Origin of the sequence: Achromobacter mucicolens (assembly GCF_902859725.1) — a bacterium.
Lineage (GTDB): Bacteria > Pseudomonadota > Gammaproteobacteria > Burkholderiales > Burkholderiaceae_B > Achromobacter > Achromobacter mucicolens.
Window position 1 is genome coordinate 265618 of the sequence record NZ_CADIJP010000005.1, and the last position, 16993, is coordinate 282610.

A 16993-nucleotide genomic window follows, 5' to 3' on the forward strand; every position below is an offset into this window, starting at 1 on the left:
ACTGGCGGCCGCCGCCGCTCAATCCTGCACCGCGGCCGCTTCGCCGGCCAGCATCTTCACGCCCGGCAGGTCGCATTCATAGACGGCCTGCGCCAGCGCTTCGATCGCCGCCAGACGCGGGAAGCTGCGCCGCCAGGCAAGCACCACGCGGCGTTCGGGCACATGACCTTCGAACGGCAGGTAGCGCAACAAGCTGTTGGAGGGCGGGTTCTCGGGCACGGCAGTGACGGGCAGCACGGTGACGCCGATCCCGGCCGCGACCATGTGGCGGATGGTTTCGAGTGAGGAGCCTTCAAAGGTGCGCTGGATGCCGTCGCTGGCCGCCGAGAAGCGCGACAGCTCGGGACAGACTTCAAGCACCTGATCGCGGAAGCAATGGCCGCTGCCCAAGAGCAGCATGGTCTGCTGCTTCAGATCCTGGGCGTCGATGGCCTTGCGCTTGGCCAGTTCATGGTCGTTGGGCACCGCCACGACGAAGGGCTCGTCGTAGAGCGGCTGCATGACCAGGCCGGCTTCAGGCAACGGCAAGGCCATGATGGCGCAATCGATTTCACCCTGGCGCAGCAGTTCCACCAGCCGCACCGTGAAGTTCTCCTGCAGCAGCAGCGGCATCTGCGGCGTGCGGCCGATCTGCACGGGCACCAGCTTGGGCAGCAGGTACGGACCGATGGTGTGGATGACGCCAACGCGCAGCGGGCCGGCCAACGGGTCGTGGCCTTGCCGGGCGATCTCCTTGATGCTGGCGCTTTCTTCCAGCACCTTCTGCGCCTGCGCGACGATGCGCTGGCCGATGGGCGTCACCCCGACCTCGGAGCCGCCGCGCTCGAACAGGGTCACGCCCAATTCGTCTTCCAGCTTGCGGATGGCCACGGACAGCGTCGGCTGGCTGACGAAACAGGCCTCGGCCGCGCGGCCAAAGTGCCGCTCGCGGGCGACGGCGACGATGTACTTCAGTTCGGTGAGAGTCATGGTGGACTACGCCCCCGGGGTTATGCGCCGGCTCCGAGGCCGGCGGTAGAGGATTCAAGGTGAATGTCGGGCCGCATGTCAGGTCCGCAGGAAGTCTTCGCGGCCGCGCATCCAGCGGGCCAGATGCGCCTGGACGGCGTCTGGATGCTCGGCGCGCAGCCACACGGCGGCATCGCGCGCGTCTTCGGCAATCGCGGCGTCGGTTTCCAGATCCGCAAAGCGCAGGAGCGCCATGCCGGATTGGCGCGTTCCCAGAAATTCGCCGGGACCGCGCTGTTCAAGGTCGCGCCGCGCGATCTCAAAGCCGTCGGAGGTCTCGAACATGGCGCGCAGGCGTTCTCGCGCAACCTGGGACAGCGGCGTCTGATAGAGCAATACGCAAACGGACTCGGCCGTGCCGCGCCCCACCCGCCCGCGCAGCTGATGCAGCTGGGCAAGGCCGAATCGCTCGGCGTGTTCGATCACCATCAACGATGCATTGGGCACGTCGACCCCGACTTCGATGACGGTCGTGGCGACCAGCAGATCGATCTCGCCGTCGCGGAATGCCTGCATCACCGACGCCTTCTCGGCTTGCGGCAGGCGGCCGTGTACCAGTCCGATCCGCAGGTCCGGCAGATCGGCGCGCATCCCCTCGTAGGTGTCGACGGCGGTCTGCAGTTCAAGGGCCTCGCTTTCCTCGACCAGCGGACAGACCCAATAGGCCTGCTGGCCGCCGCGCGCCGCCTGCGCGATATGGGCAATGACCTCTTCCCGGCGCGCGTCGGAGACCAGCTTGGTCACCACGGGACTGCGTCCGGGCGGCAGCTCGTCAATCACGGACACGTCAAGATCCGCGAAGAACGTCATGGCCAGCGTGCGGGGAATGGGCGTGGCGCTCATGTTGAGCTGATGCGGCACGATGCGGCCGCGCACGGTCTCGCCCTTGCGCGTGAGGGCAAGGCGCTGGCCGACGCCGAAGCGATGCTGCTCGTCGACGATGGACAGGCCCAACCGGTGGAATTCGACATGGTCCTGGATCAGCGCCTGCGTGCCGACGACAAGCTGGACGCTGCCGTCGGCCGCCGCAGCGGCGGCTTCCCGGCGGGCCTTGGCCGAAAGGCTGCCGCTCAGCCACGCGACATTCACGCCCAGCGGCTGCAGCCAGGACACCAGTTTGCGAAAGTGCTGCTCGGCCAGAATTTCCGTGGGCGCCATCAGCGCCACCTGCGCGCCGCCTGCAATGGCCTGCGCGGCCGCGATGGCGGCCACGACGGTCTTGCCGCTACCCACGTCGCCCTGCAACAGGCGGTGCATGGGATACGGCTTGGCAAGGTCCGCCGAGATCTCCTGCACGACGCGCTGCTGCGCGCCGGTCAGCTTGAACGGCAGCGTTTCGTACAACCGGGCGACCAGCCCCCCTGCCCCGTTCTGCGCCGGCAGCGACTCGGCTTCCTTGATGCGGCGCGCCGCGCGGGCGGCGGCAAGCGACAGCTGCTGCGCCAGCAGTTCGTCGAACTTGATCCGCCGCCACGCCGGGTGCACGCGATCCAGCAAGGCCTGTTCGGATTCGCCCTGCGCAGGCGTGTGCAACGCACGGATGGCGGGCTCGAAGGGCGGCAGGTCGTAGCGGGCGCGCGCCTCGTCGGGCAGCGTGTCGGACAGGTCCGCGGTATTGAGCGCCTGTGCAATGGCGCGCCGCAACGCAGGCTGCGGCAATCCTTCAGTGGTGGGGTAGACGGGCGTCAGGGCTGTCGGAAGGGGCGAATCGGCGTTGGTCAGCCGCGGATGCACCATCTCGCGTCCGAACAACCCGCCGCGCACTTCGCCACGGGCGCGCAGCCGCTTGCCGACCGTGACTTGTTTCTGTTGGCTGGGGTAGAAGTTCAGCCAGCGCAATTGCAGTTCGCCGCTGTCGTCCGCCAAGGTGGCGGTCAGTTGGCGCCGCGGCCGGTACAGGACCTCGGATTTGGTGATCTCGCCTTCGACCTGGCCGGCAAAGCCCGGGCGCAGCGAACTGATCGGGATGACGCGAGTTTCGTCTTCGTAGCGCAGCGGCAGGTGCAGCACGAAATCCTCGGGCAGCACCAAGCCCAGGTTACGAAGCTTGCGCTCCGTATCCGTCATCGCTTTGCCGGCGCCGTTCTTGTCGGCGCCGGTACGTTTGGAGGCCACGGCTGCGGCCGGCATGTAGGAACGAACCCCTGGTATGAAACGTCCGGGCGCGCCTTACAGGACCATGATCGCTTCGACTTCGAACTGGGCCCCCTTGGGCAGGCTGGCCACGCCGATCGTCGAACGCGCCGGGAACGGCTGCGGGATGATTTCGGCCATGATGGCGTTGGCCGCCGTGAACTTGCCCAGGTCGGTCAGGAACAGCGTGAGCTTGACCACGTTGTCCAGCGTGCCGCCTGCAGCCTTGATGACTTCCTGCATGTTGGCAAACGCCTGACGCACCTGCGCGTCGAAGTTTTCAGAGACCAGGTCGCCGGTGCCGGGCTCCAGGCCGATCTGGCCCGAGAGGTAGACAGTCTTGGTGCCGCTGACGGCAACCGCTTGCGAGTAAGGGCCAACGGCGGCAGGCGCGCTGTCGGTATGAATGATTTGCTTGCTCATGGGCGGAATCCTTCTGGTGACGGATAGAAGCTACAACTATCGAAGTTTAATCAGCAATAGACGTTTGCGAAAGTGGCGGATTGCCGTAAAGATGGCCTAGGTCTGATCCTGCGCACCCGGCGGATGCCCGGCGCCGCCGATATCGCCCCGATGCGCGATCAGCAAGTCGGCTAGCGCCTGCGCCGCCACCGACAGGCTGCGGCCCTTGCGGCGCACAAGGTAAAGCGGCCGCGTCAATGCGCGGCCCGCCAGCGGCACGATACGCAGATCGTCGCTGCGGAAATGAAAAAGCGTCATGGCGGGCACGACCGATACGCCAAGTCCTGCGCGCACCAGGCCCGTGACGGTCGCCAGGTGTTCGACCTCGAAAACCGGCAACGGCGCTTCGGCGCCCAACGCTTCGTCCAGATGTTTGCGCACACTGCTGCCGCGCGCAAGCTGGATGATGGGATGGCGCAGCACGTCGCGCAGACGCACGCGCGGCTGGCCGGCCAAGGGATGGTCTGCGCGGCACACCAGAAAGTAGCGGTCCGCGTGCAGGAATTCGCTGTCCAGATCCGTCATGTCCGGCCGCCGCGAGGCCACGGCAAAATCGGCGACGCCGCTTTGCACCATGTCCAGGCACGGATCGAGCAAGGCGTCGCGCAGATCCAGCACGATGCCCGGGTGATCCAGCTGGAACCGCGCCAGCAGATCGGGCAGCCAACCCGCCGCCAGCGACGGCAGCGCGGCCAGCGTCACCCTGCCCCGGCGCCGGTCCGCCAAGTCGCGCAGGTCTCCCATTGCCAGGTCCATGTCCGCCAACAGGCGGCGCGCGGTCGCATCCAGCACACGGCCTTCGGCAGTCAGCTCCACGTGCCGCGTGTTGCGGTCAAAGAGTCGCACGCCGACGGCGTCTTCCAGCGACCGGATCAGCGCGCTGAACGCGGGCTGCGTCAGGTGGCAGCGCTGCGCGGCGCGCGTGAAGTGCCGTTCATCGGCCAGGGCCACGAAAGCGCGCAACTGGCGGGACGATAGATTCATGGGTTTCTTGTATTAATCGATCCGATTTTTCTATTTTACGGATGATCGCGCCTTGCCTATAGTCGTCCCAACCCTGAACGCGCCTGGACTGCTCATGTCTCAAACTCCCTTGCTCATCGGCTGCGCCTCCGGATTTTCCGGCGACCGCAGCGATGGCGCCGCGGCCGTGGTCCGCACCCTGGCCGCCCAAGGCGGCGGCACGCTGATCTTCGAGACGCTGGCCGAACGCACGCTGGCGCTGGCGCAGCTGGCTCGCAACGACGACCCGAACCGCGGCTATGAACCGCTGCTGGACGAGCTGGTGGGGCCGATCCTGGCCGATTGCCTGCGCCACGGCATCAACATCGTCAGCAATTTCGGTGCGGCCAATCCGCCGGCCGCGGCACGGCGCATCGCCGAACTGGCGCACGAACAGGGCCTGCCCGTGCCACGTATCGCGGTGGTGCACGGCGATGCGCTCAATGGCGCCGAACACCGCGACCTGCTGGCGCAACGCCTGGGTGCGGCGCTGGACGGCCTGGACATCGTGAGCGCCACCGCTTACCTGGGCGCCACCGAGATCGCCGAGGCGCTGGCCGCCGGCGCGCAGATCGTGGTGGCCGGCCGCGTGGCGGACCCTTCGCTGACGCTCGGCCCGGCACTGGCGCATTTTGGCTGGGATCCGGCCGACTGGCCGCGTCTGGGCCGCGCCACCATGGCGGGCCACATGCTGGAATGCGGCCTTCAGGTGACCGGCGGCTACTTCTGCGTCCCGGGCCTGAAAGAGGTTCCCGACGTGCACGCGGCCGGTTTCCCGATCGCGGAGATCCATGCCGACGGCGAGTTCGTGATCGGCAAGGCCGACGGCACGGGCGGCGCGGTCGATGCGCGCACGGTGAAGGAACAACTGCTTTATGAAGTGCACGACCCGGCGCGCTACCTGACGCCCGACGTGGTGGCTGACCTGAGCCAGGCGCACGTGGTCGAGCTGGGCGGCAATCGGGTCGCGGTTCACGGCATTACCGGCCACGCGCGGCCGGCGGAATTGAAGGTGAACGTCTGCTATCGCGGCGGCTGGCTGGCCGAAGCGGAAATCTCGTATGCAGGCGTGCAGGCCGAGGCGCGCGCCCGGTTGGCGGCCGACATCGTCCAGAAGCGCCTGGGCGCGGATTTCAAGCTGCGGGCGGACCTGATTGGCGCCATCAGCATCCTGGGCGACGACGCCGGCGAGATGCGCCGCGCGCTTGCCGACAGCCATGCCCGCGACGTGCGGCTGCGGCTGGCCACTGAAAACGCCGACCGCGCACAAGCCGAACGCGTGCTGCGCGAAGTGACCGCGCTTTATACCTGCGGACCGGCGGGCGGCGGCGGCGTGCGCACCGCCCTGCGCCCGCGCCTGAACATGATGTCCTGCACCATTCCCCGCGAGGCCGTAAAGAGCGGCTGGACCTTCCTGGAGGAGATCGCGCCATGAACCAGACCCTGCTCGCCGTGCCGCTGTATCGGCTGGCTCACAGCCGCTCCGGGGACAAGGGCGATATCTCGAACCTGAGCCTCATCGCCTGGGACCCCGAATGCTTTGACGTGCTGACCGCGCAAGTGACTGAATCGCGCGTGGCGCAATGGTTCGCCTACCGTCACCCGAAACGCGTGACGCGTTATGCGCTGCCGATGCTCAATGCCATGAACTTCGTGCTGGAGGGTGTGCTGGATGGCGGCGTCAACGACGCGCTGAACCTGGACACCCATGGCAAGAGCCTGTCATTCAGATTGCTGGACATGACGGTGGAGGTCAGCCCCGAGCTGGCGAGCCGGCTGCCAGACATACCCGGCGACCGTCCCGCGGCCGCCTGATTTCAGTTCCGATAAAAAAACACCACAGGAGACATACATGCGCATCGCTACCAAGGGCCGGCTGGCCCTGCTGCTGGCCGCCGCCCTGCCCTTTTCGGCCCTGGCGCAATTTCCCGCCAAGCCCATCACTTTCATCGTGCCGTTCGCGGCTGGCAGCGCGACCGACCAGATCGGCCGGGCCATCGGTCAGGGCGTCACCGAGCAGACCGGCCAGGCGGTCGTGATCGAGAACAAGCCCGGCGCCAGCGCCATGATCGGCGCGGCCGCCGGCGCCCGTGCCACGCCCGATGGCTACACCGTTCTCATAACCACCAACACCACGCACGCGGCCAACGAGCACCTGTACAAGTCGCTGACTTACGATCCCGTCAAGGATTTCGCGCCCCTCACGCTGCTGGGCAAGGGCGGGCAGATCATGGTGGTCAACCCCAATTCGCCCGCCAAGACCGTGGGCGATTTCCTGGCGCAGGCCAAGCAGTCGCCGGGCAAGCTGAGCTTTGGCAGCGGCAGCTCCAGCAGCCGCATCGCCGGCGAGCTGTTGCAGCAAATGGCGAATGTGCAACTGCTGCACGTGCCGTACAAGAGCAACCCGCTCGCAGTTACCGACCTGCTGGGCGGCCAAATCGACATGATGATCACCGACACGGCCACGGGTCTGCCACAGGTCAAGTCCGGCAAGCTTCGCGCACTGGGCGTCACGGGCAAGGCCCGCTCGCCGCTGGCGCCCGACGTGCCCACCATCTCTGAAGCCGGCGTGCCCGGATACGAGATGGGCTACTGGTTCGCCGCCTACGCGCCGGCCGGTACGCCGCCCGACGTGGTCAAGCGCCTGAACGAACTGCTGGTCAATGCCACCAAGGCCAAGGCCGCCCAACAGTTCTATGCGCAGACCGGCACGGACGCCGCCAGCTCGTCGCCCGAGGAACTGGCGACGTTCCAGCAGGCCGAGTCCAAGAAGTGGGGCGAAATCATCAAGAAGGCGGGCATCCAGCCCGAGTGATACACGCCAGGCGCGGCGTTGCCGTTTCACGCCAAAACGAAAAACCCATCGCGATGTGCGATGGGTTTTTCGTTGAAGCCGTGAACGAAAAGCCGTCTGGCTTATTTGTCCACGAAGGCGCGTTCGACGACGTAGTCGCCCGGCTGGCCCACGCCCGGCGACACCGTAAAGCCGCGGCTGTCGAGCATGGCGCTGATGTCGGCCAACATGTGCGGGCTGCCGCAGATCATGGCGCGATCGGTTTCGGGGTTGATCTGCGGAATGCCGATGTCGGCGCAGAGCTTGCCGTTTTCAAGCAGTTCGGTGATGCGACCTTGATTGCGGAAAGGCTCGCGCGTGACGGTGGGGTAGTACACCAGCTTGTCGCGCACGATATCGCCGAAGAATTCGTTGTTCGGCAGTTCGTTCTCGATGTAGTCGGCGTAGGCAAGCTCGCTGACCCAGCGCACGCCGTGCACCAGAATGACCTTGTCGAAGCGTTCGTAGACGTCCGGGTCCTTGATGATGCTCATGAAGGGCGCCAGGCCGGTGCCGGTGCCAAACAGGAACAGGTGCTTGCCGGGCTTGAGGTCGTCGACGACCAGCGTGCCGACGGGCTTGCGGCTGACGAGGATGGTGTCGCCCTCTTTCAGGTGCTGCAGGCGCGAGGTGAGCGGGCCGTTCTGCACCTTGATGCTGAGGAATTCGAGGTTTTCTTCGTAGTTGGCGCTGGCGATGCTGTAGGCCCGCAGCAGCGGCTTGCCTTCGACTTCGAGGCCGATCATCACGAAGTGGCCATTGTGGAACCGCAAGGCCGCGTCACGCGTCGTGGTGAAGGAAAACAGGGTGTCGTTCCAGTGGTGCACGCTAAGTACGCGCTCTGTGTTGAAAGCAGCCATGTCGTATTCAGTAAGGGCGGACGGTGGTCGGACGGGGCCCGGCTGCGCCGCGAAGGTCATTCCGAGCCGCAAAAAAAGGCCGCGGTCGGCATTAGGGTTGTCCCTATTCTACAAGGTCTCGTTGATAACTGCTCTCATTATTCCGTAATACCCTTATTCCAAGTTGACGGGGATCAACGTCTTGCAGGGACGGCTTACGAGCAGTTGAACGGCGCAATGCTTCCTGTTATTGTCGCTCTCTCTTTTGATAATCATTTTCGTTAGCAGACTGCTTTGCGTGGCGGCGGCGCCCTGAGCGCGGCAGGCGCGCGGCAAAAAATTCGTTTCGGCCCTAGCTGGAGTTCCCCTCATGATCAATCGTCCCCAATTGAATTCGCTGCTGCGCGCGCTCGCGCTGGCTGGCGCCGCCGCCTTCACCGTGTCGGCCAACGCCGCCGAGGAAGTCAGCCTGTACACCACCCGGGAACCCAAGCTGATCCAGCCGCTGCTGGATGCCTTCACCAAGGAAAGCGGCATCAAGGTGAACACCGTCTTCGTCAAGGACGGCCTGCTCGAGCGCGTGAAGGCCGAAGGCGCCAAGTCGCCCGCCGACGTGCTGATGACCGTGGACATCGGCAACCTGCTCGACCTGGTGGACGGCGGCGTGACGCAAGCCGTCAAGTCCGACACCCTCAATTCGGTCATTCCCGCCAACCTGCGCGGCGCCGATGGCAAATGGTATGCCCTGTCGTTGCGCGACCGCGTGCTGTACGTGGAAAAGGACCTGAAGCTCGAAGCCTTCCGCTACGAAGACTTGGCCGACCCCAAGTGGAAGGGCAAGGTCTGCATCCGCTCGGGCCAGCACCCCTACAACACCGCGCTGGTTGCCTCCATGATCGCGCATGACGGCGCCGAAGCCACCGAAAAGTGGCTGCGCGGCGTCAAGGCCAACCTGGCCCGCAAGGCCGCTGGCGGCGACCGCGACGTGGCGCGCGACATCCTGGGCGGCATCTGCGACATCGGCCTGGCCAACGCCTACTACGTTGGCCACATGAAGAACGCCGAGCCCGGCACCGACGCCCGCAAGTGGGGCGACGCCATCAAGGTCATCCGCCCGACGTTCGCCAATGCCAAGAGCGGCGGCACGCACGTGAACGTCAGCGGCGCGGCGGTCGCGGCGCACGCCCCCAACAAGGCCAACGCCGTCAAGCTGCTGGACTTCCTGGTGTCCGAACCCGCCCAGGCCATGTACGCACAGGCCAATTATGAGTACCCCGTCCGCAAGGGCGTGAAGCTGGACCCGGTGATCGCAAGCTTCGGTGAACTGAAGGTCGATCCCCTGCCCCTGACCGAGATCGCCAAGCATCGCAAGCAAGCCAGCGAACTGGTGGACAAGGTCGGCTTCGATAACTGATAAGCTGCCGCACCGCGCTGCCGGCGTGCAGCGCGTGAACACGGCAACAACACGCGCGTGCCCCTGAACCGGGGCCGCGCGTAGGGCCTGTTCCCGCTTTTTTGGGGGGGAACAGGCCTTGCCTTTGATGCAACCGACTTTGAAGCATGTATACAGAATCCTTGCCCAGGCCGCTGCGGCTGCGCTGGTCTGAACGCGGAACCGGCTGGCTGGTTGGCGCCGGCCTGATCGCGTTGGCGGTGCTTGCGCCGGTCTTGACGCTGGGCTGGTGGGCGCTGGGCGGCAGCCTCGGGCACTGGCAGCACCTGGCCACCTATGTGCTGCCGCAGGCGCTGGCAAACACGGTGATGCTGCTGGCCGGCGTGGGTATCGTCGTGACGTTGCTGGGCACCGGGGCCGCCTGGCTGGTGACCGCTTACGAATTTCCGACGCGCCGGATGCTGACCTGGGCGCTGTTGCTGCCCCTGGCCGTGCCGACCTACATCATCGCGTTCGCGTACCTGGACTTGCTGCATCCCATCGGCCCCATCCAGTCGGCGATCCGCGCCCTGCTGGGCTACGACAGCCCGCGCGAGTTTCGCCTGCCCGATTTGCGCTCCATCTACGGCGCTATCTTCGTGCTGGGCTTCGTGCTGTATCCCTACGTCTACCTGAGCACCCGCGTCATGTTCATGACGCAGGCGGCCGGCCTGCTTGAAGCGGCCCGCACGTTGGGCGCGGGCCGCGTGGCGGTGTTCTGCCGCGTCGCCCTGCCCCTTGCCCGTCCCGCGATCGTGGTGGGCGTGAGCCTGGCGCTGCTCGAAACGCTGAACGATATCGGGGCCTCCGAATTTCTCGGCGTGCAAACGCTGACCGTCTCCGTCTACACCACCTGGGTGACCCGTTCGGACCTGGCCGGCGCGGCGCAGATTGCGCTGACCATGCTGGCGATCGTCATCGGGCTGATCCTGCTGGAACGCCACGGCCGCAAGCGGCAGCGCTATGCCAACACGCAGCGCATGCGTCCGATGCAGCCGCGCCGGCTGCGCGGCGCCGCTGCCGCGGTGGCGGCCGTGCTGGGCTGGATTCCGGTGCTGGTGGGCTTCGCCGCGCCGGCGCTGTATCTGGTCGTGGAAACCTACAAGCGCCTGCATCTGGTGGGCGGCGTCTCGGACCAGTTGATCGGCGGCCTGACCAACACCCTCATCGTCGCGTCCAGCGCCACGGTCGTCACCCTGCTGTGCGGCCTGATCGTTGCGTGGGCGGGCCGCAGCCTGCGCGAAAGCGCCGGGTTCAACCCGGGCCGCGCGTGCGCCCGCGTCGCCAGCCTGGGCTACGCGGTGCCCGGCACCGTGCTGGCCATTGGCCTTCTCACCCCGTTCGTTTGGATCGACACCGCCGTGGCGCGCGTCTTCGGCGGCACGGGCCTGTTCCTGATGGGCTCGATGGGCGCGCTGGTCTGCGCCTATGCCATCCGCTTCCTGGCGATTTCGACCGGGGCGGTGGAAGCCGGGCTGGCGCGCATCCCGCCGTCGCTCGAGCAGGCCTCGCGCCTCCTGGGCGAAACGTCGGCCGGCACCCTGCGCCGCGTCCATTTGCCCCTGCTGCGTCCGGCGCTGGCTGCCAGCGCGCTGCTGGTGTTCGTGGATGCCATGAAAGAATTGCCCGCCACCCTGCTGCTGCGCCCCATGAATTTCGACACCCTCGCCACGTGGCTGTACGCGGAAGCCGCGCGCGGCACGTACGAAGAAGGCGCCGTGGCCGCGCTGGCCATCGTCCTGGCCGGCCTGCTGCCGGTCATCCTGCTGGCGCGCACCAATCTGAAAATGGGACATTGAACATCGTGCCCGATCTGTTAGAAATCGACCATATCTCCCTCGCCTACGAGACGCCCGCGGGCGTCAAGCCGATCGTGCAGGACTTGTCGCTGGGCCTGCCCGCCGGCCACATCGGCTGCCTGCTGGGCGAATCCGGCTGCGGCAAGACCACCGTGCTGCGCGCCATTGCCGGCTTCGAGCCGGTGCGCGCCGGCCGAATCCTGCTGGACGGCACGGTCATCTCATCGCCCACCGAACAGGTTGCGCCCGAACTGCGCCGCGTGGGCATGATGTTCCAGGACTACGCGCTCTTTCCCCATCTGACCGTTGGCCTGAACGTGGCGTTCGGATTGCGCAAGCTGTCGCGGCAGGATCGCGCCCGCCGCGTCGAGGAAATGCTGGAACTCGTCGGCCTGGCGCATGCCGCCAGCAGCTATCCCCACGAGATCTCTGGCGGCCAGCAGCAACGCGTGGCGTTGGCGCGCGCGCTGGCGCCGTCGCCTGACCTGCTGCTGCTGGACGAACCGTTCTCGAACCTGGACGTGGACACGCGCGAGCGCCTGGCCTTCGAGGTGCGCGAGATCCTGAAGACCACGGGCCATACCGCCATCCTGGTCACCCACAACCAGGCCGAAGCCTTCGCCATCGCCGACCGCATCGGGGTGATGGCGAAGGGCCGCATCGCTCAGTGGGACACGCCCTACAACCTGCACCATCACCCGGCCGACGCCTTCGTGCGCGACTTCATCCGCCGCGAGGCGCTTGAAGAGCAGCGCGAACAGGCGCTGGCGCGCGGCCGCTAGCGGTGATCCCGGCGCCAGCCGCGCCGGGGCCGCGTCTGGCGGATCAATCCGCCGACAGCTTCACCTTCTGCGACAAGGCCTTGAAGGCCTCGTGCTGGCTTTGCGTCAGACGCTCGACTTCCTGCGGGGTCGAGCCATAGGGCATGAAGCCGGCCTTCTCCAGCTTGTCCTTGACGTCCGGCATGGCGAGCGCCGCCTGGAACGCTTCGCTCAACGCGCGCGTCACCTCGGGCGACATGCCGGCCGGCCCATACACCGCAAACCACGGATCCACCACCGCCCCCGAATAGCCCAGCTCGGCCAGCGTCGGCACGTTTGGCAACGCCGGCGCACGCTTGCTGCCCGTCACCGCCAGCGCGCGGATCTTGCCCGCATTGATATGCGGCAGCGACGCGGGCAGGTTGTCGAACATCACGGGCAGGTGCCCGCCCAGCAGATCGTTCAAGGCCTGGGCGCTGCCCTTGTAGGGCACGTGCTGCATGCCAGCCCCGGTCACCTGGTCGAACATCACCCCTGCAAGGTGCATGGACGTGCCCGTGCCGGGCGTGCCGTACGACGTGTTGGGATTTGCCTTGGCGTAGGCCACCAGATCCTTGACGCTGTCCACCTTCACGGACGGCCCCACCTCCAGTACCACGGACGAGGCGCCCAGCATGCTGATTCCCGTGAAATCCTTGGTCGGATCGAACGGCATCTTCGGGTACACGAAGGGATTGAGCGCATTCGTCGAGATCGCGCCAAAGCCGATGACGTAGCCGTCCGGCGCCGCCTTGGCAACGGCATCCATCCCGATGTTGCCGCCCGCCCCAGGACGGTTCTCGACGATGACGGGCTGCCCGAGTTTCTCGGCCACCTTCTGTCCCGCCGTGCGCGCGACCAGATCGGTCGTCCCGCCGGCGGTATACGGCACGATGAAAGTGATGGGCTTGGCCGGATAGCCGGCGGCGTGCGCCGGCATGGCGCATTGGATCAACGCCAGCGCGGCCAATCCGCGCAGCGCATTATGGGTATTGCAACGCATGATGTCTCCCTCCCGTTTGTTGTTGATGCACGGGTAGCGCATCTTATCGCCAGACGGCGCCGCCCTTGCCGGTCAGCGCCCCAACACATCGATGATGCGCTGGGCGATGTACCGGCCGTGAGTTTCCAGCGCGAAGTGGCCGGTGTCCAGCAGTTCAACCACGGCATCCGGATTGTCGCGACGATAGGCCTCGGCGCCCGGCGGAATGAAGAACGGATCGTTGCGCCCCCAGATTGCCAGCGTCGGCACCTGGGCCTGACGGAAGAACGCCTGGAACGTGGGGTATTGCGTCAGGTTGTTCGCATAGTCCAGAAACAGATCGAGCTGGATGTCCTTGTTGCCCGGCCGTTCAAGCAGGGCCGCGTCCAGCGTATAGCCTTCGGGCGCGACGCTGTCCGGATCCGCCACGCCGTGCACGTACTGCCACTTGGTGCCTTCGAAGTTCAGAATGGCGTCGTGAATGGTCTGGCGGTTTGCGGGCGACGGGTCGTTCCAGTAGGCGCGGATGGGCGCCCACGCGTCGCCCAGGCCGTCGAGATACGCGTTCCCGTTCTGCGAAACGAGGCCGGTCACGCGCTCGGGGTGCGCCACCGCAAGCCGCAATCCGGTTGGCGCGCCGTAGTCGAAGAAATACATGGCGTAGCGGGTCAGCCCCAGTTCGTCCACAAACGCTTCCAGCGATCTGGCCAGGTTGTCGAAGGTGTAGCGGTACCCGCGCTCGGCCGGGACTTCGGTGAAGCCGAAGCCGGGCAGATCGGGCGCGATGACGCGAAAGTGCGCGGCCAGCTGCGGGATGACATTGCGGAACTGATGCGACGACGTGGGAAAGCCATGCAGCAGCAGGAGTACGGGCGCTTGCGGGTCGCCGGCTTCGCGATAGAAAAAGCGCAGGCCGTCGGCTTGCGCATGGCGGTAATGGACGGTGTGGTCGGGCTGGGCGTTCATGAGGATCTCCGCTATTCGGGCAAGAAATGACGATGGGGTTTCGAAGCTTCACGGCACAGTCTACGCATTTTGAGTAACCTGTCAATATTAGTTTTACTGGTTACGTAAGGATAATTTGGCGCCGCCATGAAAAAGCCCGGCATGAGCCGGGCTGGAAACCATCGATCGTTGTCATTTCGCCTTGGCGCTGGCGTCCGCCGCCTCGCGCTGCCGGAACGCCGCCACCTTGTGCCGGTTGCCGCACAACGCCATGCTGCACCAGCGCCGCTTGTGCGAGCGCGTTCGGTCGTAGAACCAGAGCGAGCACGCATCGCTTTCGCATTTGCGCACCAGGCCGAAGTCGCCATGCGCCAGCAGATCGGCTGCCGCCTCTGCCACCGGCAGCAGCCATTGCGCCGCCGTCTGCGAGGGATAACGGCGCGACACCACCAGGCTGCCATCGTCTGCCGGCGCAAGCTCGAGATGACTGCCGCCCGCCGCCAGCGCGCGATTCAATGCGGAAAGCACCAGCGGTGCGTGCGCCTTGCGCTGGGCGACCAGCTCTCGGACGGTTTCGCGCAGGCCGCGCGCGCTTTCCAGCAAACCGGACGGCGCGGCGCCCTGCGCGGCGGCGACACCCGCGAGCGACAGCCAGCCCGCGACGTCCGCGTCCGACTGCCATCGGTCGACGGGGCCGGCGCTGCTCTGCTCGACGGTGTTGATCATGTCCAGGGCGACGTGGTCGCCCAGTTGTCGGAATTCGGGTGCGTGGCTGGTGTTCATGGTGATCTCCGGCGACAGTGTAACCCTTAAAAATAAACGATAAAAGTTACACAATCATGGGGCGGCATTACGCCGCCCATCACGCATTGTCATCCCGCCCCGCTCAGTTGCGCGGTTCCGGCAGCGGAATGTATTCGGTCTCGTCGCCGGGCACGATCTGATCGAAGCGCGTGCGTTGCCAATCCTGCTTGGCCTGTTCGATCCGGTCCTTGCTGCTGGACACGAAGTTCCACCACACGAAGCGCGGACCGTCGAGCGGTTCGCCGCCCAGCAGCGCGAAGCGGGCGGCGGTCTTGGCGCGGATCTGCACCGGCTTGCCCGGGGCAAACACCACCAGGCGACCGCTGTCGTACTCCTGGCCGTCGATTTCCACCGTGCCGCTGGCCAGATAGGCCGCGCGTTCTTCGTGCTCGGCCGGCAGCACCGTCGTGGCCCCCGGCTGAAGTTGCAGGTCGCCGTAGAACAGGGGCGACAGCGTCTTGACCGACGAGGTCTTGCCGAACATCGAACCGGCGACGACCTGGGCGCGCACGCCCTCGCCTTCGACCACCGGCTGCGCATCCAGGCCGTAATGCACGAAACCCGGATCGGTTTCTTCGTGCGCCTTGGGCAGGCCAACCCAGATCTGCAGCCCCGAGAGCCGCTGCGGCGCGAGGCGGCTTTCCGGCGAGGAGCGTTCGGAGTGGACGATCCCCCGCCCGGCGGTCATCCAGTTCACCTCACCGGGCAGGATGGTTTGCGTGTTGCCTGCCCCGTCGCGGTGGACCATGGAGCCTTCGTACAGGTAGGTGACGGTGGACAGCCCGATATGCGGATGCGGCCGCACGTCGATGCCGGCGCCGATGTCGAAGTCCGCCGGCCCCATCTGGTCCAGGAAAACGAACGGGCCAACGCTGCGGCGCTGCATGGAAGGGATGGCGCGGCGGACGGAGAATCCGCCCAGGTCGCTGGTGCGCGGCACCACGACGGTTTCGATCTGGCTTTCGCCGGCTTGGGACAGGGTCGACATGGTGCAATGCTCCGCAATGGATTGGCCTGGGGCCATCTTAATGGCCTCGGTGCAGGTAATGGGGGGTAATTGGATGAGCCAGGCGGATTCCGGGATCCGCCCGGCGGTTGACGTCAGGCCAGGTCGAACACCAGCACTTCAGCGTCCTTGCCGCCCGACAGCTCGACGCTGCCGGTGTCCGTGATCGCCACGGCGTCACCGGCATTGAGCGCGGCGCCGTTGACGGTCACGCTGCCACGGGCCACATGGACCCAGGCGCGGCGGCCGGCGGCCAGCGGCAGCGAGGCCGACTCGTCGCCATCGAACAGGCCAGCGTACAGACGCGCGTCCTGATGGATCTTCATCGATCCGTCGATGCCGTCGCCCGACACCAGCGCCTGCAGACGGCCACGCTTTTGCGCATCGCTGAAGGCGCGCTCTTCGTACTCCGGCGCAATGCCAGTCACGTTGGGCTCGATCCAGATCTGCAGCATGTGCGTTTCGGCATCGGGGCGGGGATTGAACTCCGAGTGCATCACGCCGCGGCCGGCGCTCATGCGCTGGACGTTGCCGGGCTGAATTTCCGAGCCGCTGCCCATGCTGTCCTTGTGAGCGATCGCGCCATCCAGCACATACGTGATGATCTCCATGTCCCGGTGGCCATGCGTGCCGAAGCCGCGGCCCGCGGCGATGCGGTCGTCATTGATGACGCGCAGCGCGCCAAAGCCCATGTGAGCCGGATCGTAGTAGTTGGCAAAGGAGAAGGTATGGAACGAATCGAGCCATCCGTGGTTGGCGTGACCCCGTTCAGCAGCGCGGCGGATCGTAAGCATGGTGAACTCCTGTTTCAATAATATGAATGGTTAGGGCTGCGTCCTGGCTGGGCTTTCCGCCTTGCCGTTTAGCTGCAACCCCGGCATGAGTGATATTCTGCGCGCCCGGGCCACGGGTTTTGGCGCTATATTTTGATGACTTCGTTCAAATTAT

Annotated in this window: 16 protein-coding genes; 6 read left to right on the forward strand and 10 right to left on the reverse strand. The window is 66.1% G+C overall.

Annotated features, from left to right (window positions below):
* Positions 1–18: 18 nt before the first annotated feature.
* The 4 genes from HV786_RS08305 to HV786_RS08320 form a co-directional block, all read right to left on the reverse strand.
* Positions 19–969: a LysR substrate-binding domain-containing protein gene (locus tag HV786_RS08305; RefSeq protein ID WP_056317544.1), complete on the reverse strand. Its 951-nt coding sequence runs from the start codon at positions 967–969 to the stop codon at positions 19–21.
* Positions 970–1047: 78 nt separating this feature from the next.
* A complete protein-coding gene (gene recG, locus HV786_RS08310; protein ID WP_128830054.1) occupies positions 1048–3138 on the reverse strand; it encodes an ATP-dependent DNA helicase RecG in 2091 nt (696 codons plus the stop codon).
* A gap of 39 nt (positions 3139–3177) precedes the next feature.
* Positions 3178–3564, reverse strand: a complete 387-nt coding sequence (locus HV786_RS08315) for a Rid family detoxifying hydrolase (protein ID WP_056317538.1) — start codon at positions 3562–3564, stop codon at positions 3178–3180.
* Between the two features lie 96 nt (positions 3565–3660).
* Complete coding sequence (locus tag HV786_RS08320) at positions 3661–4587, reverse strand: LysR family transcriptional regulator (protein ID WP_128830055.1); 927 nt, start codon at positions 4585–4587, stop codon at positions 3661–3663.
* Between the two features lie 94 nt (positions 4588–4681).
* Here HV786_RS08320 and HV786_RS08325 point away from each other — a divergent pair, with 94 nt between their 5' ends.
* Genes HV786_RS08325 through HV786_RS08335 form a run of 3 tightly spaced genes read left to right on the forward strand, consistent with a single transcriptional unit; the run spans position 4682 to position 7420 of the window.
* Complete coding sequence (locus HV786_RS08325) at positions 4682–6040, forward strand: acyclic terpene utilization AtuA family protein (RefSeq protein ID WP_175210522.1); 1359 nt, start codon at positions 4682–4684, stop codon at positions 6038–6040.
* The gene (locus HV786_RS08330) at positions 6037–6420 is read left to right on the forward strand and encodes an AtuA-related protein (RefSeq protein ID WP_056317531.1); all 384 of its coding nucleotides are present in this window, start codon (positions 6037–6039) and stop codon (positions 6418–6420) included. Before HV786_RS08325 ends, HV786_RS08330 begins: the two co-directional genes overlap by 4 nt.
* Before the next feature lie 37 nt (positions 6421–6457).
* Positions 6458–7420 (forward strand): Bug family tripartite tricarboxylate transporter substrate binding protein, encoded by a 963-nt coding sequence (locus HV786_RS08335; protein ID WP_128829409.1) that lies wholly within the window; start codon positions 6458–6460, stop codon positions 7418–7420.
* Between the two features lie 101 nt (positions 7421–7521).
* Here the strand turns inward: HV786_RS08335 and HV786_RS08340 are convergent, their stop codons facing one another.
* Positions 7522–8298, reverse strand: coding sequence for a ferredoxin--NADP reductase (locus HV786_RS08340; protein ID WP_056317527.1), 777 nt, complete (start codon positions 8296–8298; stop codon positions 7522–7524).
* A gap of 349 nt (positions 8299–8647) precedes the next feature.
* Between HV786_RS08340 and HV786_RS08345 the strand changes: the two genes are divergently transcribed.
* The 3 genes from HV786_RS08345 (at position 8648) to HV786_RS08355 (ending at position 12290) form a co-directional block, all read left to right on the forward strand.
* The gene (locus HV786_RS08345; protein ID WP_062841138.1) at positions 8648–9691 is read left to right on the forward strand and encodes a Fe(3+) ABC transporter substrate-binding protein; all 1044 of its coding nucleotides are present in this window, start codon (positions 8648–8650) and stop codon (positions 9689–9691) included.
* 146 nt (positions 9692–9837) lie between these two features.
* Positions 9838–11508: an ABC transporter permease gene (locus tag HV786_RS08350; RefSeq protein WP_175210524.1), complete on the forward strand. Its 1671-nt coding sequence runs from the start codon at positions 9838–9840 to the stop codon at positions 11506–11508.
* Between the two features lie 5 nt (positions 11509–11513).
* The gene (locus tag HV786_RS08355; protein WP_056317520.1) at positions 11514–12290 is read left to right on the forward strand and encodes an ABC transporter ATP-binding protein; all 777 of its coding nucleotides are present in this window, start codon (positions 11514–11516) and stop codon (positions 12288–12290) included.
* Positions 12291–12333: 43 nt separating this feature from the next.
* Here the strand turns inward: HV786_RS08355 and HV786_RS08360 are convergent, their stop codons facing one another.
* From HV786_RS08360 to HV786_RS08380, 5 genes are all read right to left on the reverse strand, one after another.
* Positions 12334–13311, reverse strand: coding sequence for a Bug family tripartite tricarboxylate transporter substrate binding protein (locus tag HV786_RS08360; protein WP_128829410.1), 978 nt, complete (start codon positions 13309–13311; stop codon positions 12334–12336).
* Positions 13312–13383: 72 nt separating this feature from the next.
* Positions 13384–14256 carry an alpha/beta fold hydrolase gene (locus HV786_RS08365; protein ID WP_128829411.1) on the reverse strand — a complete coding sequence of 291 codons (873 nt, stop codon included), beginning with the start codon at positions 14254–14256 and terminating at the stop codon, positions 13384–13386.
* A gap of 171 nt (positions 14257–14427) precedes the next feature.
* Positions 14428–15018 (reverse strand): CGNR zinc finger domain-containing protein, encoded by a 591-nt coding sequence (locus HV786_RS08370; protein ID WP_175210526.1) that lies wholly within the window; start codon positions 15016–15018, stop codon positions 14428–14430.
* A gap of 103 nt (positions 15019–15121) precedes the next feature.
* A complete protein-coding gene (locus HV786_RS08375; protein ID WP_108005655.1) occupies positions 15122–16027 on the reverse strand; it encodes a pirin family protein in 906 nt (301 codons plus the stop codon).
* A 113-nt stretch (positions 16028–16140) separates the two neighbouring features.
* On the reverse strand, positions 16141–16839 hold the full coding sequence (locus HV786_RS08380; RefSeq protein ID WP_062841145.1) for a pirin family protein: 699 nt from the start codon (positions 16837–16839) through the stop codon (positions 16141–16143).
* Positions 16840–16993 lie beyond the last annotated feature (154 nt).